Annotated in this window: 17 protein-coding genes; 3 read left to right on the top strand and 14 right to left on the bottom strand. The window is 45.1% G+C overall.

Annotated elements, in window-relative coordinates; translation table 11 throughout:
* Window positions 1-162 precede the first annotated feature (162 nt).
* The 8 genes from DY78_RS01970 to DY78_RS02005 all read right to left on the bottom strand — a co-directional run bounded on the left by DY78_RS01970 (window position 163) and on the right by DY78_RS02005 (window position 12,324).
* Window positions 163-1,422: an extracellular solute-binding protein gene (locus DY78_RS01970; RefSeq protein ID WP_024625836.1), complete on the bottom strand. Its 1,260-nt coding sequence runs from the start codon at window positions 1,420-1,422 to the stop codon at window positions 163-165.
* 256 nt (window positions 1,423-1,678) lie between these two features.
* A complete protein-coding gene (locus tag DY78_RS01975; RefSeq protein WP_024625837.1) occupies window positions 1,679-3,352 on the bottom strand; it encodes an alpha-glucosidase in 1,674 nt (557 codons plus the stop codon).
* Window positions 3,353-3,370: 18 nt separating this feature from the next.
* A complete protein-coding gene (locus DY78_RS01980; RefSeq protein WP_024625838.1) occupies window positions 3,371-4,324 on the bottom strand; it encodes a LacI family DNA-binding transcriptional regulator in 954 nt (317 codons plus the stop codon).
* Window positions 4,325-4,367: 43 nt separating this feature from the next.
* Window positions 4,368-5,387, bottom strand: coding sequence for a LacI family DNA-binding transcriptional regulator (locus tag DY78_RS01985; protein WP_024625839.1), 1,020 nt, complete (start codon window positions 5,385-5,387; stop codon window positions 4,368-4,370).
* A gap of 164 nt (window positions 5,388-5,551) precedes the next feature.
* Window positions 5,552-7,693, bottom strand: coding sequence for a glycoside hydrolase family 31 protein (locus DY78_RS01990; protein ID WP_081754352.1), 2,142 nt, complete (start codon window positions 7,691-7,693; stop codon window positions 5,552-5,554).
* Window positions 7,694-7,893: 200 nt separating this feature from the next.
* Window positions 7,894-10,104 carry a beta-glucosidase BglX gene (bglX, locus tag DY78_RS01995; protein ID WP_024625841.1) on the bottom strand — a complete coding sequence of 737 codons (2,211 nt, stop codon included), beginning with the start codon at window positions 10,102-10,104 and terminating at the stop codon, window positions 7,894-7,896.
* Between the two features lie 4 nt (window positions 10,105-10,108).
* A complete protein-coding gene (locus DY78_RS02000) occupies window positions 10,109-11,386 on the bottom strand; it encodes a PTS sugar transporter subunit IIC (RefSeq protein WP_024625842.1) in 1,278 nt (425 codons plus the stop codon).
* A 77-nt stretch (window positions 11,387-11,463) separates the two neighbouring features.
* Window positions 11,464-12,324, bottom strand: coding sequence for a helix-turn-helix transcriptional regulator (locus tag DY78_RS02005; RefSeq protein ID WP_082621208.1), 861 nt, complete (start codon window positions 12,322-12,324; stop codon window positions 11,464-11,466).
* Window positions 12,325-12,469: 145 nt separating this feature from the next.
* Here DY78_RS02005 and DY78_RS02010 point away from each other — a divergent pair, with 145 nt between their 5' ends.
* The 3 genes from DY78_RS02010 to DY78_RS02020 all read left to right on the top strand — a co-directional run bounded on the left by DY78_RS02010 (window position 12,470) and on the right by DY78_RS02020 (window position 16,248).
* The gene (locus DY78_RS02010) at window positions 12,470-12,988 is read left to right on the top strand and encodes a folate family ECF transporter S component (protein WP_024625844.1); all 519 of its coding nucleotides are present in this window, start codon (window positions 12,470-12,472) and stop codon (window positions 12,986-12,988) included.
* Window positions 12,989-13,205: 217 nt separating this feature from the next.
* Entirely contained in the window at window positions 13,206-14,597 is a 1,392-nt protein-coding gene (locus DY78_RS02015; protein ID WP_024625845.1) for an aspartate ammonia-lyase, read from the top strand.
* A 259-nt stretch (window positions 14,598-14,856) separates the two neighbouring features.
* Window positions 14,857-16,248, top strand: coding sequence for an aspartate ammonia-lyase (locus DY78_RS02020; protein ID WP_033612867.1), 1,392 nt, complete (start codon window positions 14,857-14,859; stop codon window positions 16,246-16,248).
* A 59-nt stretch (window positions 16,249-16,307) separates the two neighbouring features.
* On the opposite strand, the gene DY78_RS02025 is transcribed toward DY78_RS02020, so the two are convergent.
* From DY78_RS02025 to DY78_RS02050, 6 genes are all read right to left on the bottom strand, one after another.
* Window positions 16,308-17,837 (bottom strand): FAD-binding protein, encoded by a 1,530-nt coding sequence (locus tag DY78_RS02025; protein WP_024625847.1) that lies wholly within the window; start codon window positions 17,835-17,837, stop codon window positions 16,308-16,310.
* 104 nt (window positions 17,838-17,941) lie between these two features.
* A complete protein-coding gene (locus DY78_RS02030) occupies window positions 17,942-18,586 on the bottom strand; it encodes a TetR/AcrR family transcriptional regulator (protein ID WP_024625848.1) in 645 nt (214 codons plus the stop codon).
* 15 nt (window positions 18,587-18,601) lie between these two features.
* A complete protein-coding gene (locus DY78_RS02035) occupies window positions 18,602-20,215 on the bottom strand; it encodes an ABC transporter permease (protein WP_024625849.1) in 1,614 nt (537 codons plus the stop codon).
* Window positions 20,216-20,220: 5 nt separating this feature from the next.
* Window positions 20,221-21,147 (bottom strand): ABC transporter ATP-binding protein, encoded by a 927-nt coding sequence (locus DY78_RS02040; protein WP_024625850.1) that lies wholly within the window; start codon window positions 21,145-21,147, stop codon window positions 20,221-20,223.
* 349 nt (window positions 21,148-21,496) lie between these two features.
* Complete coding sequence (locus tag DY78_RS02045) at window positions 21,497-22,291, bottom strand: SDR family NAD(P)-dependent oxidoreductase (RefSeq protein ID WP_024625851.1); 795 nt, start codon at window positions 22,289-22,291, stop codon at window positions 21,497-21,499.
* Between the two features lie 254 nt (window positions 22,292-22,545).
* On the bottom strand, window positions 22,546-23,037 hold the full coding sequence (locus tag DY78_RS02050) for a hypothetical protein (protein ID WP_024625852.1): 492 nt from the start codon (window positions 23,035-23,037) through the stop codon (window positions 22,546-22,548).
* Window positions 23,038-23,096 lie beyond the last annotated feature (59 nt).

Raw genomic sequence — 23,096 nt, forward strand, 5'->3', positions numbered from 1 at the left:
AGGAAGCTGATCTTTTTTGTCCGAACAGCGTTCGGATTAATTTTACAATCTACCTGTCGCCCGTACCCCTTTCCTAAATGTAAGGCAAAATTTCTTTTAAAAAGGCTGAGACAAAACGAATTTTGTTTCAGCCCCCTTAATAACTATTTAAATAACAACTAACTAATTACTGTATTTTTCAGAGATGTTGGTCTTGATCGTCTTAACAGCTTTATCAGCAGCTTGTTTAGGCGTCATCTTACCAGCAGCAGCGTTGGTCATCATCGTTTGAGCTGGTGTCCAAACTTCAGCCATTTGAGGTAAGTTGATCAAAGGAACATCAACATCGTATTGCTTAGAAACGGCTTTCGCCATGTCATCGCCAGTGCTTACAGCGTACTTACGAGCAGCGGTGTTAGCAGGAATTTCGTTTGAAGTCTTGTAGTATTCCTTTTGGCTAGCAGTGTTTGAGATAAAGTCAGTCCAAGCTTGTGCAGCGGTCTTGTGCTTAGAGTAGTTTGAGATAACCCAAGCTTTACCACCAGCAAAGGCTTGATAATTCTTACCGTTAGTTAACTTAGGTAAGGAAGCAACCCCGAAATCAACTTTTGACTTCTTGTAAGTAGCTGCCATCCAAGGACCATCGATAACTGCAGCAGTCTTGCCAGATGTAAATTGTGACGTTACAAAGTTTTCGTTTGAGGTCACATTTTGCATCCCAGTTGGCCAGTACTTAGTGAACCATTTAGTCATGTAAGTCAAACCATCAACCGCACCAGAGTTGTTCAACCCTAACTTCTTGTAGTTAGTGTTGTTGTCGCCGAAGACGTAGCCACCATAACCCTTAATAACACCGAATGAATTATAGAAGTTTGTCCATTGAGTTAAGAAAGCCACACTCTTCGTCTTATCGTTAGCATATTGGTACTTCGATTGTTTGGCGAGTTTTTCAAGTTGCGTAAAGTTAGTTGGCGCATTCTTGATTAACTTCTTGTTATAGTACAAGACTTCAGATTCAATGGTAACTGGTGCCCCATAAACCTTGTTCTTGTATGTAACGGACTTCTTACCAGTTGCATTATAACGGCCGCTAGCTAACTTAACCGTTGATAATTGCCCTTGTGACGCCATTTGACCAACCCGGTCGTAAGCAGCCATCAAAACATCTGGCCCCTTACCTGAAGGTCCGTCTAACTTCAAAGCATCGTCTTCATCAAGCATGGCCTTGTATGAAACCGTTACTTTAACGTTGTACTTCTTTTCAAACTTTGGAACCATTTTCTTCATATATGATTTATATGAAGGGTCCGCTGAAACCTTCAACGTCTTGTCCATCTTTGATGATGATGATGAACTCGACGATGACTTACTACCACAACCTACAAGTGTGAGTGCCAAGCCAGTGGCTAAAACACCCATCCCCAACTTCTTCCAAGTACTCATAGTTCTTCCTCCTTGCGAAGCATCTTAATTCATTTACCATAAGTTATTATGCATCCATGCAAACGCTTTCGCAAGCGTTTTCGTAATGTTAACGTTAACAGAATTTTACTAAAAATAAATCCCAGTGCTGAAAATCACTGGGATTCGTTGTGAAACCGGGATTTAGCCCAATTCATATAAATATATTCAGATTAATATCATATCATTAAGGCTCTAATGAATAGACCAATTCTGTAAATGTATGCACATTATTGCATTACTTAGCTTGCAACACGATACTACTCCAAGCTGGTAAGGTGACTTCACGATCCTTAACCGTTGCGTCGCCTTGGACTAGCCAGGTCGTGTCAGCTTCAAATGGTAAGGTATAAGTCCGCATCGCTGGTGTTAAATTGCAAACGATTGCGGCTTGCTGGTGTCCATCATCAATTGCATAAGTGAACAATTGCTTGTTACTTGGTAACATGATAAACTCACCGTTCACAAATACTGACTGCTGTTTCAATTGCAGTAATTGCCGATAGTAATTCCAGACACTGTCGGCATCGGCCATTTCCGCGGCCGCATTCATATCATCCGTGGCACCATGTTTCCATGGTAAATGGTCAGAGAACCCATGATTAGGGTCATCATTCCATTGCATTGGGCCGCGACCCGCCATCTTATGCGTCTTATTAAGCATCGTCATGATTTCAGCCGTCGACTTGCCCGCTGCTTTGGCACTTTCAACAAAACCAGGGACCGTTTGATCTTCAAAATCAGCGATATCATTGTAGCGAATATTCGTTAAGCCTAATTCTTCACCGTAATAAATAATTGGTACGCCACGTTGCAAGTACAACGCGGTCGCTAATGACTTGGCACTTTGTAGTGGATAGTCCGCATCCCCATACCGGGTCGCAACCCGCGCCATATCATGGTTATTCCAATAAAGCGTTGGTAAACTGACACCGGCCAAAGCCGCTTGAATGCCGACTGTATGTTGTTTATAAGTTGTCACATCCATTGGGCGTGGTTGGAACATATCCGAAAAGCTGGCATCATCATGGGAATTATCGTCGGCAAACGTGCGGAACGTAATGACATTATCACATTCATCGGTGCCAGGTTTGGTATAATCAACCATCAAATGCGGATCCGCTGAAGAGGCTTCACCGACGACGTAAGTATCGGGATGTTTCGCTTTAATGGCCGCGACAAAATCATGCAAATATTCATGCACCTTTGGCAAATGGGCATAAAACATGTCCGAAATAATCGGCGTTTGGTCCCCCGTGGCACTCGGATACGTTTGCCGAAAATCGGCTTTCGCTAGATGAATAAAGGCATCCAAGCGCAAGCCATCAATCCCTTTTTCTACCCAGAATTCCGCGACATCACGCATCGCTTGGCGTACTGCAGGATTTTTCCAGTTCAAATCAGGCATCCGTTTATCAAATAAATGGAAGTAGTATTGGGACCCGCCAGCCGGATCTTTATCCCAGACACTGCCGCCGAAAAATGATCCCCAATTGTTGGGCCGACCACCGTCAGCAGCGGGATCTTGCCACAAATAATAATCGCGATACGGACTGTTTGGTTCAGCAACGGCTTTTTTGAACCACGGATGTTGGTCTGAAGTGTGGTTCAAGACAAAGTCAAAGATGATGTACATGCCATTTTGATGGACCGTGGCAATCAAATCCTCGACTTCAGCCATCGTCCCTAAACTCGGATCGACTTGATAATAATCCGAAACATCATAACCATTATCAACTTGTGGCGATTGATAGATGGGATTCAACCAAATCGTCGTAATCCCCAATTCTTTCAAATAAGGGACTTTTTCAGTAATCCCTGGAATATCACCGATACCATCGTTATTACTATCATTGAAGCTTTTCGGATAAATTTGATAAATCGTTTGTTGGTCGTACCAATGTTTGCTCATATTTGTTGCCACTCCTTGTTAACGGGTCGATTCCGCCGTCGATAACCGTGATTTAATAATAATTTTTTCTTGATCTTGTCGCTCGTGGGGATGTTGAATATTGCTCAACAGCAATTTAGCCGCCGCGCGGCCCATCACTTCCAACGGTTGTTGCATCGTCGTGAGTCGCTTGGATGCAATTTGGTTCAACAACACCCCGTCAAATCCTATAACACCGTAATCATCAGGAACCTTGCCCCCATTCAGGGTAATGCCATCTTCAATCCCGATGCCTAACCGATCACTGGCACACACGAAGGCGGTATTTTTAGGAAATTCCGCCCAATGCTGCTGCACATAATCGGTAGCCACGTGACAATGATTAGCTAACTTGACGAGTTGAGCACTGACACCGCTTTCAGTTACGGCATCACGAAAGCCGGTTTCACGGTCATACTCAAACGGTTCATCGACATCGATGCCGACAAACACTAAATGCTCATAACCACGTGAAATCGCATAACGGGTGCTTTCGTATAACGCTTGATAATTATCGGTATCGACATAATCATAGCCTTGCTGATTGCGCCCAAAAAAGACGACCGGCTGTTGTAACTGCTCGACCCATGCATAATCTTTTTGGCGAATCCCCGTTAAAATATAACCGTCACATTCCCCAACTTGATAACTATTGCTCGTTGCTAATTGTAGCGCGTACTGATGCCGGTTTAATTCATTGGAGATGCCGGCCAATAACATCATATAGTAAGGCTCCGTTGTATCCATATCTTCAAAAATTGTTAATTTAATGACGCGCGTACTCCGACTAACTAATGCTCTAGCCGCCGCGTTAGGTTGATAGTGCAACTCTTGCATGACTTGCATTATCGACGTCCGCAATTCGTCGCGCACTTGTTCCGGATGATTAATCGCCCGTGAAACCGTCATTTTTGATACATTGGCCCGTTCCGCAACATCATTTAGTGTGACCATGCTCACAACTCCCCCTACCTTTTTGTCTACCTAATAACTTACCTTACCCCAGTGATCTAATCTGATGAACCGAGTGCCGTTTCACAATTTGATGGGGCACAATAATCGCGGTCGACAATTCATCTGTCGGCCGGTTAGCCATTGCAATCTTAGCAGCTTCTTCCCCTAAACGTTGCGGGAACACTGCCACTGATGTTAATGTCGGATGCGCCAGTTCGGAAAAGATTGAGTTATTAAAACCAATCAGTGAAAATTGTTTTACTTTCCAATCAGGATCATTATGTAACACTTGTTGTAATTTTAAAGCTAACATATCATCAACAGCTACAAACCCAGTCACATCGGGGTATTGCGCAAAGAATTTTTTCAGTGCCGATACCCCGTCGGCGTGGTTTTCAAAGCGTTGCTCTAACATGATATTAGGTAAGTTTTGTTGCATCATGGCCCGTTGATAGCCCAAAATTCGATCCCCTTGAACCATTTTGGAGATATCTGAATATAAGAAACAAATTCGGCGATGCCCTTGTTCAATCAAGTATTGGGTGGCATCAGTTCCGGCTTGGATATTATCGTTATCCACATATGACGTCTTATTTACATCAGCATATGGTTTCCCGATAACCACATACTGCACGTCAAAATGTTGTAAGCGGGCCACGACCGGATCATCTTTTTCAGAGTACAACAAAATAAAATTGCGAATGTGGCCTTGCGCAATCATGACGTCAATATTATGAACGAGTTCATCACTGGAAATCCCGGTGGCTAACGTGGTCATCGAGCCGTGTTGACTGCAAATCGAGTTAATCCCACGAATCATTTCCAAGAAAAATGGATTGGAAAAGATTTCATGATGGTCGACTGGTAAGACGACCCCAATCGTATTACTAGCTTTAGTGGCCAAATTTTGCGCGTTAAAGTCAGGCGCATAGTTTAATTCACGAGCGGCCTTAACGACCTTTTCTCGCGTTGGTTGACTAATGATTTTACTGCCGTGCATTGCTCGCGAGGCCGTGGATGGTGACACGCCGGCGCGTTGGGCAACATCCTTAATTGTTGCCATATCATTCCCCCCGATCTAAGTTCAAGCTACGCATTAAATATAAAACGTTTTCAACACTTTTGCAAGCGATTGCATAAATTTGCGTAGTATCTTATATAATTTTATCAATAAAAACCCGTTAGTAAAGTTGCCAGCGGGTTTTTGTTCAAATATTTTAACCATAGTTAACGGACAACTAATTCCGTTAGCATCCCTTGTACAGCTGAATCCTTGAGCGTCGTAACATAAGCCAACCAACTCGACTCATCGGCCGCGGCTTGATACGCATGCCAAATCGTTTGTTTCAAATCAAATGGTAATTTGGCAAATTGCAATCGCTGCTGCAACTGAGCACGATTTTGCGCCGCTACATCATTTAAAACTAAATCATCAAAGCTAGCCCGCCCCGCTTGCCAGACGGGGGCAGCGCTAGTTGCGCCGACCAGCTCACAAGTATATTGCCGATTCGACGGTAACAACTGATGAGGATCCGTAACAGTCACGGTCAGGTGATAGTCGGCATCATCCCACCAAAAATCAGTCGTTGCTTGCCGTGTCCCGCTCGTTTCAATCAGCTGATAATGACCAGTGGCACCAACAAATATTTTTAAATGTAGGGTCGTCGGCAAGGTCATTACCGGTTGCATATAATCCGGATTCAGGGGCACAATGCTACCCGCCGCGACAAATACCGGATATTGGTTAAGGTCCCGATAAGCTGTGAAATAACGATCGCCATGATACCGCAATCCCGTCGACCAGTCATACCACTCACCTGCTGGTAACCAAACCGGTACCGTTGTTAATTGCGTGGTCGCATCGCGCGGCGTGGTTGCTGCGGCAACGATCATCGCCGGACCGAATTGGTATTCATGGGGCACTCGATACGCCCAATCCGCATCGGGGTGACCATAATACATCGGTTCAATTAGGGCCTGTCCCGCCACGTGCGTTTGCACATTAGCCGTGGCTAAGTATGGTAATAATTGATGCCGTAATTGCAAAAATTTAATCATCGGCGTCGCATATTCAGCCGCATAACGCCATGGTTCCTTACTCATGAAGGGGTTGCGGGAACTATGCAAACGTAAAATCGGGCTAAAAACCCCTAATTGGAGCCACCGTAACGCCAATTCACCATCATAGGTGCCGTGCATGTGACCGCCGATATCATGGCTCCACCACGTATAACCAATATTAGTGGCGGTCGCCGTGAAATAAGGCTGAAATTGCAAAGATGCCCACGAAGCAATCGTATCACCTGAAAAACCGACTGGGTAACGATGGCTCCCGGGACCAGCATACCGCGATAAGATCAATCCCTGACCATGATGTTCCTGCGCATTATCTTCATAATGGGCCACATTTAATAGCCACAACGGGTCAATACCTTGACTCCCTTGACTGCGGCCCTGTTGCCAATCCAGCCACCAAAAATCGACCCCTTGGGCTTCTAAGGGATGATGGACTAATTTAAAATACGCGTGCTTAAAGGCGGCATTTTGCAAATTAAATAAGGCTGGTTGGTCATCAGTGAGTTTTAGCGCGGCAGCTACTGCTAAATAACACTGTTCATGTGGTCGAATACCAGCGGCCGGGTGTACGTTCAACGTCACATGCCGTCCCTGGTCGTGTAGCTGTTGCAACAGCTTGCCAGGATTCGGGAAATATTCCGCATTCCATGAATAGCCGGTCCAGCCACTACCGTATCTAGCCGGAATTTCAGTTCGGTGCCAGTCCATATCGAGGACCGCCACCGCAATCGGCACTCGGGCGTCATCAAAGCGGTGCATCAAGGCCAAATATTCATTTTGGCGATACGGATAATAACGACTCCACCAATTACCCAGTGCATAACGTGGAATCAAAGGCGGATAACCGGTTAATTGATAGTAGGCTTGCAACGTTGCCCGATAATCACGGCCATAGGCAAAATAGTACAAATCCAGCTCTTGATTTTGACGCGGCAATAACGCGTCATCTAATAACCGGGCACTCGCCGAATCATCTAAAACGCTGATGCCATTTTTAGACATTAAACCGGCGGGTAACTCGACCGTCCCATCGACCTTATCCAAAGTCCGCACAGTACCGCCTAAATTTTTACCGACCGGGGTGCCACAATACCACCGACTATCGTACGTGCCGTAATTATGGGCTGCATCGATATATAAGTTACCAGCTTGCGGATCACCACCATCATAATAGAGATGAAAACCCGTGGTGATGACTTCTAGCACATGTGTCGCGTGGTCATGTAAAACGGTGTATGGTGGCACTTCAAAGTCTCGATGCTGAACAATTTGCGTCGTGCCATTTTCAAACATTCCACTCGTAATATATTCAATTCGAATTAGCTTGGACGTTAAAACGGTCAGTCGTAACCGGCCGACTTCAATCTGATTGGTTGTCACTGCATTCTGCCCCCTTCAATTGATGAATTGAGCATAACGTTTCATCGCTGGTTTAACTATCAAGATAATGTAAAGAAACGACTGATTGTTGCATCAGCCGTTTCTTTACATTGTTAAATATATTCAAAAGTAGTCGTCAAATTATCCTGACTGTTAGCGCCAACGAAAAGCTTGAATTTCCCCGGTTCTGCAATCAATTGATTCTGCTGGTTATAAAATTTCAACATTGCCACGTCAATCGTGAATGTCACATTTTTTTGTTCATGCGGTGCTAACGTAACTCGATGATATGCTTTTAGAGCCTTAACTGGTTGCACCACACTAGCAAACATGTCTTGCAAATAGAGCTGAACCGTTTCAGTACCCGCAACATCACTTTCATTTTCAAGCGCTACAGTCGCTTGTAGCGTTTGATCAGCCATCATCGTTGCTCGATTAAGTGTCAGGTCATGATACTTGGCATGATGATACGACAATCCATAACCAAACGGATATAGGGGCCCGTCAGCGGCATCAATATATTTCGACATGAATCTACTACTGTGCCCCGACGTTTCTGGTGAGCGCCCAGTACTCAGATGGCTATAGTATTGTGGCAATTGGCCAACTGCTCGTGGAAAGCCCATCGATAAACGCCCACTTGGATTGACATCGCCAAAAATAATATCAGCAATCGCATGCCCACCTTCAGTTCCCGGGAACCATGCTTGTAGGATAGCATTGGCTGAAGTGGCAACGTCAGTTAACACTAGTGGTCGGCCACTAATAGTAACAAGTACAATCGGCTTGCCAAATTTAGCAACACGTTTAATTAAAGCAACTTGGTGCGCAGGCAGCCCAATTTCAGTACGACTACCGGCCTCGCCACTTTGAACCGTATGTTCACCAACCGGCATAACAATTACATCAGCCCAATTTCCGAGCACTTCAACATCCTGGTCTGCTTGTTGTTGGTCGGCATCAGTCAACTGACTATTTTCAAATTGCAATGCTGTCATGCCCATCTCTTGATAATTACTGTCAGCAGCTAATAGACTTGTCCCACTGGTTACTTTCAAATTTTCCGATGCCACTTTTTCTTTAAAGGCTTGCTCAATACTGATTACATCGCGCGTGTCACCATGCACCGCCCACAGACCAATCAGTTCTTGACTGCTGCTATAAGGCCCAATTAACGCAATCTTTTTATCCGTCGATAACGGTAAAATACCATCATTTTTTAACAACACACTTGCTTCATCCGCTGTTTTTCTCGCCAACGTTCGTTTTTGTGGTGTAACTAATTGCTGAGCTTCAGCTGCCGCACTGGCACCACGATAAGGGTCTTCAAACAGGCCCATATCATTTTTTAGCTTCAAGACACGCCAGCAAGCTTCGTCAACTTTTTGTAAATCGATACGCCCTTCCGCCAATAATGGTTGCAGCTCATTAGCATAACATGGTGACTTCATATCAATATCAACTGTGGCATTAAAAGCACACTGAGTCGCCGCATGATTATCTGGGACAAAGCCGTGGTTCACCAACTCAGCTACAGCCGCATAGTCGCTAATGATAATCCCATCAAAGCCCCATTCTTCTCGCAAAATATCTTTCAATAGCCATTTATTGCCAGTAACCGGCACGCCATTCATAGTATTAAAAGCCGTCATTACTAATTTAGTTCCGGCGTCCACGGCCGCCTTATATGATGGTAAATACTCTTGCCGTAACTTGCGCTCAGACATCTCGACTGAATTGTACTCCTTACCACTCTCAACCGCGCCATAAGCTGCAAAATGCTTCACACAGGCGGCAATGCCATGTTGCTTGTCAAAATCATGCTGAAAGCCACGAACCATTGCACTAGCGAACTGTGAATTCAAATACGGGTCTTCACCGGTCGACTCCAATACACGTCCCCACCGAGCATCGCGTACTAAATCAACCATCGGCGCAAATGCTACCTGATTACCGCTAGCTTGGGCTTCATCGGCAGTATTCTGATAATCTTTTTCAATCAATTCAGGATCCCAAGTGGCGCCCAAGCCAAGTGGAATTGGATAAATAGTCTTAAACCCATAAATAATATCAGACATGAATAATAGTGGAATGCGACTCTTCTTCAAATGTTTATCTTGAACTTGGCGTGTCTTCTCAGCCCCGGCAACATTCAAAACTGAACCACACATATCCACCACTTCGGGCGTAATTCCTAATTTTTGTTCTGGTCCAGTCGTGGCTGTATGCACCGCAAAGAACTCACCAGGCAGCTGCACTAATTGACCAATTTTTTCTTTTAAGCTTAAATCATCTAATAATGCATGTAATTTTTTATCATTCATTTGCTTACCCCTCATTACTCTTTTCAGCTCGATATGCTTTCATATCAGCACGCTTAAACCATGGGTACCAAAGCAGTGGCGAAACAATCAATTGAATAACGAGTTGCATGACAATAATTGAAATTTTGCCTTCCACTCCAGCAAAGAATCCTAACGGCAAGCCAAAGACCGTTTGTGCACCAATAAATGTTCCCACTAGTCCAATTTTGGTTACTACATAAGCAATAATCAGTGCAATAGTATTGTTGAAAATAAATGGAATCGCTAAATCAAAGTTTAAAACTAGCGGAGTCCCAAAAATAACTGGTTCCGTAATCCCGAAAAGTGCCGGAACAATAGACAGCCGTCCAAGTTCCTTGTATTGCTTACTCTTCGCAAACATCATCAATAATACTAATCCTAACGCTAAACCACTCCAAGTCACGACATTAAAAAATGCTAAGCCGATAATATTTTGTGGTGTTTGACCGTTCGAAACAGCGTTCAAATTTTCCATATCCATCGATAACCAAATCGGCGTGACTAACGGTAAGATAACATTCGTTCCATGAATACCAAAGAACCATAATAATTGCATTAATAAACTGACCAAAATCATGGCCCAAATTGAACCACCAATACCCCGTAGCGGAATCTGAATAACTGAATAAATAAATTGATGCATATTTCCGTAAGGTGTAAAAGCAAACAGGCGGGCAATCAGAATGAATAAGAAGCCAATCACAACTGTGGGAATCAAGGCGGCAAATGCATTTGATACCATTGGTGGTACCCCATTTGGCATTTTAATCGTCCAATTGTGTTGTCGGATATATACATATAAACGACCAACTACCAGGCCAATGATCATTGCTGAAAAGACGCCTTGTGACCCTAACCAAGTAGATGGCAACGCACTCGTAGTTACTTTTTTAGTCACAATATTACCCATAGGCGTGACGAATAAGAACGACATTAACGCGATGATCCCGGCAGCCGAGCCATTATCTTCCGGCATAAAGCTGCCAACGAGATTACGCGCCATCAAAAATACGATGTATAAGGCTAGTGCGCCGACCGTAAAGGTATTAACCGCAGTTAATATTGGCGTGAACCCCCAAGCAGTTAAAGCTTTCGGAACTGCTTTAACTGGGAAAACTAATAGTAATACTGCTAACGACCCTAAGATGATGGGACCTAACGTTGCCATCATCGATTCCATAATAGTAAGTAAGTATCGATTACTACCAATCTTATTTAGTGTTGGTGATAGTCGATCAAAGAATGATTGCATTTTTTTCATGAATGACACTCCCTCTTGTTATCGCTTTCATTTCTCTTAAAGAATACCTAATCAGGAGCTTCAATACTTGCTATAATTTACGGCTCAACATGTAAAATTTTGTCATGTTGATATTGTTGCCGATACTTCGTCGGCGACACTTGATAGTTTTCCAGAAAGGCATTGTAAAAATTACGATAACTTGAAAAGCCTGAATTATACGCAATATTCGTCAACGTATCATCCGAATGTAATAGTAATTCATTCGCTGTATTCAAACGTAATTGTTGTAAATATTCAGAAAGCGTTAAATTCATCCGCTTAGCAAAAAACTTGGAAAAATAGCTAACTGAGTAACCAAATTGTGCTGCCACCATCGGCAATGTTAACCGCTCACGAAAATGTAACTGAATGTAGCCAGTAATATTACCCAATAATGTTAAATCGGCATTATTATGTCGTTTTTCGATTGGTAACTGGCTAATGTAATTCCGACACAATAGCGCTAGTAATGCATAAATATTGGCAGTTGCCGTTAAATTATCAATAATCGTATATTGATTCGCTAATGCCACTAGTCGATTCAGGATTACTAACAAGTCATCGGTCGAATTCCTAGACTTAACTGTATTCAAATCAAATTCAAACAACTCATAGTATTTACCACTTGTTACTTTTTGCAAAAAGTCCATCGGAAATTGGATCACTAAAATGTGATTATGGTCAGGACTTTGCGTAGAGTGAATTTCATTAGGATTAACTAAGATAACATCGCCACTGTGCATCACATATTTATCAGACTCATCCCATATAATCAGCGAACCAGATATGCAATATAGTAATTCCGAGCTCAAATGCCAGTGCTTAGGAATCACCCGTTTAGGATTGTTGGAACTAAACGCGAACATCTTTACCGGTAATTGACTCGATGATTCTATCATTTCATGTAAATAGGCCAATCTGCACACCGCCTTTCATCAATAATTGCCACTCAGCACTCATAGTTTACCAAAATAAGTAATCTAACCATTCAAAAATCATGGCGCGATCTCACGTTTTCCATTACAATACAAATAATCATCACTTAGACGAGGGGGAACCACCATGACCACCACTAAATCCATCCAAAAGATCACCTTACTAGGGGTCTTAACCGCAATGCAAATCATTTTAGGCAGTCTTTTGTCAATCCAATTTCTAACGACCAAGATTGCGTTTGCCTTTATTATCATTGCCATCACTGCCCGCCTTTTTTCGCCACTCGTCACGGCGGGTAGTAGCGCCTTGGCCTACTTTTTAGGGATGTTGTTATTTCCTAAGTTCACGTTTTTTCCGGGGTTTATTTTAACGGCCTTCTTAACGGGCTGGGCATTCGGCATTGCCTTTCAACACCGGACTTCTCTGCCACGCATTCTCATCGTTAACTTTATTGTGTTGTTTATCTTCAATCTATTCCTGAACAGCTTGTGGTTACATATGATGTACATGACGCCCTGGTCAGCACTGCTCACGACTCGTTTCATTCAAGAAGTGATTACTTTCGTGATTTACACCGTCGCCTTAGTCATGCTCTTTAAAATTCCAATCCTCAACCAGTTAACCAACCGTTTTCACGAAAATTAGCGCGGTTTTTAAAATTGGTCTAGTTATTAATTAACTTATTTTCCGATTTTATCATTACTAGTAAGCCGTGGTCGTTATTAAAATTAAGCTATGTCAGGTATTAACTAAATTATCTTCATAAAAGTCGCTACCCGGTTGTATTTGTCTTTAAATGGTCTAAAATTTAGGTATTCATGTGAGATGTTCTAACATGAAATCTAAATAAGAGGGTTTTGGCATGCGAATTGAAGAAGATTGTATTGGTAAATTATCAGTTGAAGATGACGCTTTATATGGTATCCATACGTTACGCGCAGTGACTAACTTTCCAATCAGCGCTGAACGACTTAATCCACTCATTATTCAAAGTCTCATCCAAATTAAAAAGGCGGCGGCCCAGGTCAATCATGTGGCGGGGACTTTGACTACCGAAAAACAACGGGCCATCGTCGCGGCGTGCAACGATCTGCTGTTAGGTCAACACGCTGACAGCTTTATTGTCCCCGCAATTCAAGGTGGCGCTGGGACTTCCGCGAATATGAATGTCAACGAAGTCATCGCCAACTTGGCAATGCGCCAAACACCGCACTTAGCATTATCGCCGAATGACGATGTTAACCAATCACAATCGACTAACGATACCTTCCCAACTGCCGGGAAAATGGCTTTATTAATTCAACTTCCGGGGCTGTTGCGAGCGGTAGCGCAACTGGTACAAACGTTACAAGTCAAAGCGACGACTTATCAAGATGCCATCAAAGTGGGCCGAACGCAATTACAAGATGCGGTGCCAACCACTTATGGTCGCAGCTTCAGCGCTTACCATCACTTATTCAAACGTGACTTAACCCGGCTACAAGTGGCCGGCAAAGCGCTTCGTAGCGTTAACTTAGGTGGCACGGCGATCGGTACCGGGGTGAATGCGACTCCTTATTATCAACAACACATCCTCACTGTCTTAAATCAAAATACTGGGCTAACCTTGCAGACCGCTCCCGATTTAATCGATGCCACGCAAAACTGTGATGCTTTCGTTGAATTTTCCAGTGCGATGAAGACCCTCGCCGTCAACTTATCCAAGTTCAGTAATGATCTACGCCTCTTAGCCAGCGGCCCGCAAGCTGGACTAGCTGAACTAAACTTACCAGCCCGGCAAGCCGGTTCATCGATCATGCCTGGTAAAGTCAATCCGGTCATTCCTGAAGTGGTCAACCAAGTTGCCTTTGAAGTTATGGGCCACGATACCACGGTCACGATGGCAGCCGAAGCCGGCCAACTGGAGCTAAACGCCTTTGAACCCATTATGTTGCGCGACCTCTTAGCTAGCGAACATGACTTGCAACAAGCGTTAATGACTTTAGTGCGTCACTGTCTGCGCGATTTAACAGTTAATACGGCCACTTGCGCAACTGCCGTTGAACAATCCGCTATCACGGCTACCGTTTTAACACCTTATTTAGGTTACATGGCAACTACTAAACTAATTCAGCGGGCTTTAGCTAATCATCAGTCCGTTAAGGCCCGGTTATTACAAGAAAAATTATTGCCCTCTGCCTTAATTAACGACTTGTTTACCCCCGCACATTTACTGGCACCCCGCCAAAACGGGACCCAAGTTCAACAAGCTTAAAAAGCGCTAAAAAGCAGCTTTCAGCACGTCTGAAAGTTGTTTTTTTATGACGGTTTATCGTCACGAAATTGTGATAAAATGTACTTGAAATTAATAAAAATAAATAAGTGACCACCGTGACATAATTTTCTTCATTTTCGCGAGTTTTCAGTTGTATTCTGACGAGAACAGTTTATAGTAGTTTCTGATAGGAACAGTTTATTAAAAATCATGTTGCGCGCGAACTTATACGTCAATCAAAATGAGAGGGTTAATAGTCATGCGGATCGAAGAAGATTGTATCGGTAAATTACCAGTTGATGACGAAGCATTATACGGCATTCATACGTTACGAGCGGTGGGTAACTTCCCCATTAGTCCGGAACGCATCAATCCATTAATCGTGCAAAGTTTAGTTCAAATCAAGAAAGCAGCGGCGGAAGTCAACCATGCCGCGGGTACCTTGGCCGGTGACAAGCGTCAAGCCATTATTGAAGCTTGTGATGCCTTATTAGATGGCGAACATGCGGATAGCTTCATTGTTCCCGCCATCCAAGGTGGCGCTGGTACCTCAGCTAATATGAACGTCAACGAAGTGGTGGCCCATTTAGCTGAACGTAACCACCCAGATTTAAAGATTTCCCCAAACGACGATGTCAACCAATCCCAATCGACGAACGACACTTTCCCAACCGCCGGTAAAATGGCACTCTTAGAACAATTACCAGCCTTGACTCGTGCTATCGAGCAAGTTATCGATACCTTGCAAGCTAAGGGCGAAGAATATGAACACACTCTAAAAGTTGGTCGAACCCAATTACAAGATGCTGTCCCAACGACTTATGGCCGTACTTTTGAAGCTTATGCTCACATGTTCCAACGTGATTTACGGCGAGTTAAACAAGCCGGTGAAACGTTGCGAACCGTTAACTTAGGTGGGACGGCCATCGGGACGGGGGTCAACGCGACCCCATATTACCAAGAACACGTCCTCGACGTATTGAACCGCAACTCCCAGTTGGACTTACACGCTGCCGAAGATTTAATCGACGCCACTCAAAATTGTGATCCATTCGTTGAATTTTCCGGTGCCATGAAGGCTTTAGCCGTTAATTTATCGAAATTCAGTAACGACTTACGCTTACTCGGTAGTGGGCCCCAAGATGGTTTAGCCGAATTGCACTTACCAGCACGTCAAGCCGGTTCATCCATTATGCCCGGTAAAGTTAACCCGGTCATTCCCGAAGTGGTTAACCAAGTGGCTTTTGAAGTCATCGGTCATGATACGACCGTCACGATGGCCGCTGAAGCGGGTCAATTGGAATTAAACGCCTTCGAACCAATTATGTTCCGCGACTTGTTGGCGAGTGAACGTTACTTACAACAAGCGATGCAAACGCTTGTCCGGCACTGCCTCCGTGACTTAACGGTTAACCAAAACGACTGTGCCACGGACGTTGAAAAATCAGCTATCACTGCCACCGTCTTGACGCCTTACTTGGGTTACATGGCGACAACTAAGCTGATCAAACGCGCCTTAGCCGACAAAGAATCCGTTAAAAAGTTATTGCTACAAGAAGAATTATTACCAGCTGATTTAGTTGAAAAACTCTTCTCACCAGCCAGCTTAACGCATCCGCGCGAACCTAAAGCCAAAGTCACGCAAGCTTAATTCAAACGCTATACGAAAAAACACCACTCGCGAGTGGTGTTTTTTTATACTACCAATTATTAATTAAGCGCAGCCACCATGCCGTCCAAAAAGTCGTTAGCTGTACCGACAAAGGCTTGCTGTGAGACTTTAAAGATTGGCGCTAATTCATCAGGATTTACCGATAAGACATATTTGGCGCCAGCGATACCTGCCAAATAGTCGTCATCGCCAGCAATCCCAATATTAATCAATACTTCGGGGGCCACGCTCAGTGTATTTTCCCCGACTTGTTGTTCCACGCTAAATTGTTCTAAATCAGTTAATGGTTTGGTGACCGCAATGGCCGCACCAATCCACTTTGCTAACTGCCGTGCTTGTAAAATAATCGCCGGTTCGATGGCCCCGCGTCCGAGGGCAATAATCCGTTTAGCCGTTGCGATACTGCCGACATTCACCGGCACTTCTTCCGTCAAATGTCGTTGCTTGACGACTCGATGCAAGTCAGACACCGCGATGCGTTGTGACATCGGTACTGGTTGAGCAACCGGTGCGGTGGGTTTGACCACTAATAAGTTCGCATAGTCTTCACGTATCGTTTCCGTATCGTTTGTAATTATTGGTATCGTTTGTAAATCGTTTTGTAAAGTTAATAAAGGTGACTGTGGCATGTAGGTCAACTCACCAAGCAACCGTTGGACATGTAATAATTGGCGCTGACTATATTGGCTGGCCAACAAGCTCGCTAAAGTCGCGGCTGGTTGCCAAGGCTGATGAGCATCGGCTTGTTGTGCCGCATCCAGGACCATCAGCGCCAAAGCGCGACGATACGCCGTTAACTCGGCTAATTGTGCTAACGTTGATGTGGCTGGTCGTGACAGTTGTGCAATGGCCTGTTGCGCATGCGTTAAAATACCGACCGTCACGGCTCCCATTAATAAGCGCCCGGTTGCCGCGGCCCGGGCAGCAATCGGGGCCCCTTGTTCCGCGTCACCAATTCGCTGGGCGGCCGTGACCGTCACGTCCGTTAATTGTAAGTCCGCAACGGAAAGGCCGTGTAGCCCAACGGTGGTCGTGCGGGAGCCGACTTGCACCCCCGCCATGCTCGTATCAACCATGAAAAAGCTCGTCGTCTTTGGGCTAGTCTGGGCACGCACTAAGTATTGCACCGCTTGGCCACCATTGATTATCCGCGTCTTAGTACCAGTTAGTTGCCAACCTTGTTCTGTAGCCCGCGCAATCACCGGTTTTTCTCCGTCTTGGTCCGCCAACGCCATCAGTTGGTCGCCTAATAAATAGTGTTGTTTTTGTGGCGCCGTCGCATAAGTTTGTAATTGGTCACTTACTTGCCACAAGCCCACTAAACTGGTTGCGACACTAGCTGAGCGTTGCGCCACGGCCATAATCGTTAAAATTTGTTGCACATAGCGGTCGGGTAATTCCTTAAACCCCAAGGCCGGAATTTGCTGTTGCGTGAGGGCATCCGCTAATTCTGGCGGGATGACCCCTGTTTGTTCAATTTGTGTCGCCACTGGCGCAATTTGTTGGTCACAAAAAGTCGTCAAGCGGTCCCACAAGGCTAATTGTTCAGCCGTTACGTTCAAGTCCATGCGGATTCCCCCTACGTCGTCTTAATAGGTCTAACTTACCACACTTTTTGTCACCACGCCGTTAAAAAAACGCGATAATGCATCAGCATCACCACGTTTTTCGCTTAATCCTTTGGTATTACAAAACCATTTTCCAATATGCCCATATAAACCTTGGCCCGTTCAACAATCCATTGCGCATCATCCATCGTTTTGATATCCGGATGTTGCCGCATATGCGCTTGAAACTCCGCAAAGATTTGATTGTAGACGCCCATAATTAGACCAATAATCTGTTCACGGTCCAACTCGGGGCGCAGCGGCATTTGATCAATCACATCGCTAATTAATTTTCGGCTAACTGCCATGGCACTGGCGTAGGTGGCATTCAGTTGAGCTTGCAAACTCGCCGGCAACTTACTGATCTCACCGTACGCCGCAATCATGACACTCATCTCATCCGGATGAGTTCGCCCGAATTCCGTTTTATAGCGCGTCCCTTGAACCACTAACGTCACTAAGTCTTGCGGTGTTTCAAACTGCGGATTAACGGTCGTCATAATCGTCTGCATCGCCTGTTGCACGGTAGCTAAATACAGTTGCTGCTTACTGCCATAGTAGTGAAACAACAGTCCTTTAGAAACCTGAGCTGCGGCCGCAATCGTCTCGGTTTTAGTGCCGGCATAGCCGTGAGTCGCAAACGCATGACAAGCCGCCTGCATAATGCGCGCCACTTTTTGTGGGTCTCGTGGTACTTCTTTGGTCGCCATCGCGACTCCTTTCCGCTATTGCGCCAAATCCCGACGCCGATAGCCAATACTTGCTATCGCTAATACTAGCACAGTTAGGCCGAGCAGCCACCAGTTTGTTGGCCAGTCGATAGCTTTCATCGGTACTTTATTGACCCAGCCAAGGGGCGTCAATTGCTTAGCCCATTTTGGCAAATCAATCAAACTGCCCAAATATAAGGAAAAGAAGCCGTAACAGACCCAGGCCCACGCCAGATAACGCCATTTTGGTACCCAACTAGCCAACCAACTCGTGACCGCAATCATTAGTAACATGGCCGGCGCATAGGCCAAGAAAACGTGCCAGTAAGTGATCCATTGAATTGGCTGGGTCATCATCGTGCGCCCGGTCACGTACATGCCCACTAAACCTGCCAAGAAAACGCCTAGACCACTGACTAATGCCCAGCCCGTATAGCTAGCCCACACGGCCCAACGTGACGTAGCAGTCGCATAGACTTGATGCAAATATCCTTTATTTTCATCACTGACCAATTTCAGCATGAGTTGAACAGCTGGAATTAAGGCGACCACCACAATCACAATCGCTAAAATAGCAATAAAGTTTTTCACGATGACCCGATTAGCCGCCGCTAAAGCTGAAGCGCCCAATAACTTTTTAATCATGGGGTTACTCTTGGCTAAATCACCAATCGTATTAAAAATTGAGCCGTACGACGCTCCTAAGGCCACGTTACCAATGACCCAAGCTAATAAGACTCCGCGTGACTGCCGCCACAATAAGCTGCCCGGCCCCCGCAACCATGGTGACGCCTGCTGACGGCCTTGTCGCGTGGCTAACCAGCCGGCTCCTAAATCACGGCGACTATTCAAGATTGCCGCTAACCCTAGAAAAACAAGTCCTAGTAAGAGGAAACACCCGACCGGCAACCAGTCATTGCGTTGATAAACACTCATTTTTTCAATCCAGCCGAATGGTACCCACCAAGTCAAATCGGGATTACTAACGTCGGTACTCATCCGGGCAATATACATGATGCCAAAAATGGCGTAGCTGAGCATTGTGGCCCCACTCGCATTATCCGCAAGTTGCGCTAAGGCGAGCGTCAGCATGCCAAAAAACCAGCCCAGTGCCGCTAACCCAACTGCGACCAACCAATTCCCCGTCGTATCCGCACCGGGCATTTTAGCCACTTGCAAGCCCAAGCCAAATAGCACACCAATTACCAAATTAACCCCGGTCAATTCCACAATTCCAGCTAATAGCGGCGCTAAACGCCCAACCGCATGTGCCCGAACCAATTCCAACAACCCATCATCTTCGTCCCCGCGGGTTGTTCCCACGGCCAACATAATATTCATGATGACCATCACGATGGCCATAAAGACCACCATTTCAGTTGCAAATATTTTGGCCGTGTTATACGGCGCTTTCGCGGTAAACGCCCCAAATAGCGAAACCATTGCGGGGGTCTTTAACGTCTTTACAATTGTATCAATGGCCGATTGGGTGCCGTAAATCCCATCAAACTTGGCCGCAATCGACGCAAAAAGGCCGGCTAAAACTAAAATCCAGATGAGTAATTTTTTACGATCACGTTTTAAATTCAGTCCAATTAATAGCCCGGTGCGTTTAAATAATTGCGTCATCGTCGTCACTTCCCATCAACGGTCCGCGCATCGTTTGGTTGCGCATAATACCGCATGAATAAGTCTTCCAACGTTGGTGGCGTGCTGGTCAACGTCACTAGTTGATGAGCCGTTAAATATTGCATCACCGCCGTCAATTGGTCCGCGTCAACTGCTAAATTAACGTGATTTTCGCCATGCTTGGCGGTTAAACCGTGTACTCCAGGTAAGGTCGCCAGCTCAGGGGTAGCTTGCTGCGTTTGCACATCAATCGTCGTTCGCGTCAAATGGCGCATTTCAGCTAACGTCCCCGTCTCAACCAAGGTACCTTCGCGAATAATCCCGATTCGGTCACACATTTTTTCAACTTCTGATAAGATATGACTCGAGAGCAATACGCTCTTGCCTTGTTGTTTAAGCACTAAAACTTCATCTTGGAAAGTTTGTTCATTCAATGGGTCCAACCCAGAAGTGGGTTCATCAAAAATATAAAAATCCGCATCTGTTGAAAAAGCCGCAATCAACGCCACTTTTTGGCGGTTGCCTTTCGAATAAGTCCGGGCCTTTTTACGAGGATCAAGTTCAAATTTTTTGATTAGCGCGTCAGTTTTAGCCGAATGACGTTCACCGTTCATCTTTAAAAAGAGATCAATGATTTCGCCACCGCTTAAATTTGGCCACAAATAAACGTCCCCTGGCACATACGCCAAGCGTTGATGGATGGCGACACTGTCTTGCCACACATCCTGCCCAAAAATCGTCGCACTGCCACCACTCGCCTTTAAAATTCCGAGTAAAACTCGAATCGTCGTCGATTTACCCGCACCATTGGGGCCGATAAATCCAAATACTTCACCCGGATAAATCGCAAAATCAATATCCTTTAATGCTTCAAATTTGCCAAACTTTTTTTGTAAATGATTAATTTTCAATAACGGTGCCGTTGTCGTCATGATGATTCCCCCTCGTATGGTCCTAGTTGCCGACTAGTCTCAACTTTTCTTAATTGCGGGCTAATCATAAGACTCATTGACTCGAAAGTCAATGACTAGCGAGTCAATTTAAATCAAAATAACTCACATCGCCTTAACACCGGGCTTGGTACCCCATTAACAAACTTAAAAAACCGACCGACAAAAAAGGCGGTTAGGCCCAAGAAATGACCCCAACCATCAAACTAAATTAGCCTGACACCATTATCATCCCAATAAATACGCTTGCTAGCAGCGGCAATAACCAACTTCAAGAAAGCACCGCAAAAAAAGGCTGCGAGGTAAGCATCACAGCCTTTTACGTTAACTATTAATAAATCGTTGGGACTAGGCCGCCATCCGCTCGAATGGCCGCACCTGAAAAACTACTAGCCAGCGGACTGGCGACAAAAACCACCAACCGGCCGATTTCTTCAGGCCGGATTAACCGTTGAATTTGTGATAACGGGCGGTGATTGACCATAAAATCATGTTCCCATTGGTCTTGTGGCAAATCTGAATCGGCATACATCTCAGTGATCATGTCCTTGACGCCTTCCGTCAACGTGGAACCAGGCATGACCGTATTCACGGTCACGTGCGTCCCTACCGTTAGCTTCGATAAGCTTTTCGCGAGTGATAAATTCATCGTTTTAGTCATCGAGTATTGGGGCATTTCACCGGATGGCATGATGGCTTCTTCGCTTGCAATGAAGATAATGCGCCCAAAATCATTCGCCAACATCGCCGGCAAGTAATGTTTAGCTAGGCGATTCCCTGCTAAAACATTCACTTGAAAGAAGTGTTCCCAAGTCGCGTCATCAATATCCGCATAGGCCATTGGACCAAAGATGCCCATGTTATTAACGAGCACATCGACGGTTGGCACTTGCTCAAATAAGACTTCGGCTTGGTCAGCATCACTAATATCAAATGGCGCCGCGATTGGCGTCGTATCCGGATAAGCGGCCGCAATTTCAGCCACGACTGCGTCAACGGTTGCCGCTTGTCGACCATTGATCACCACATCAGCGCCTTCTTGGGCAAATGATTCAGCAATCGCACGCCCAATGCCTTTCGTGGATCCCGTCACCAACACCCGTTTGTGTTCCACATTCATTTCCATATAATAATGGCCTCCGTTAAGTTAATTAGTCGCTTTATCTTAGCGACCTCGCTTGGGAAATTCAAGTAAAAGGACTAGCAATATTTCCCGGGAAATAGTTACCCCAAAAGGCAGATTGAGACATAATTCGAAAATTGGTGCCTGATGAAAGTTAACTTTCATCAGGCACCAATTTTATTTTTTATCATTTTCTTGTCGAAACGTGCACCAAGAGGCAGTTTGGCACACTCTATTTACCATGATATGTACGCGTTTTATTCCGCGCTTTGATTGGCATATTCTTCTAGCACTGGCATCACATAGCGTTGTTCCGCTTGCTTCCGAGCTAAAATTGCATCATCCATGTCCGCAAATTGTTGGTTTAAGACTAATCGGCCACGATACATCAACCGCGCCACCCATTTTTGTGAGCAGCGATCAAATGAAACGCCAATCACACCACTACGGTTACGACTGTTCGGTTTCAAACGATCAACGGATGTCCCTTGGTATAAGGGCAAGTTGTCGCTGCGGCCCATATTTTTCCGCGTTTTTGGATTTTCAAAAATGTTCTTCCGACTGACATCAGCGCGTAAACAGCCACAACTCTTCGTAATACCTTTACGGAGCCGGTAACTGTCGACCACCACTTGTCGTCCACACGAACATTGACACAACCAACGTGCGTTACCATTTGGCGCACTTTCCGCCCGTTCTACTACGGTTAATCGGCTAAAGGTCTCGCCTGTTAAATCTTTTAGTCGCATCAAAATCACCTCGATAATTTTTTGTGGTCCAATCAACGCGGCTGTACCCGGTACCAATT

This window comes from Lactiplantibacillus fabifermentans DSM 21115 (genome assembly GCF_000498955.2).
Lineage (GTDB): Bacteria > Bacillota > Bacilli > Lactobacillales > Lactobacillaceae > Lactiplantibacillus > Lactiplantibacillus fabifermentans.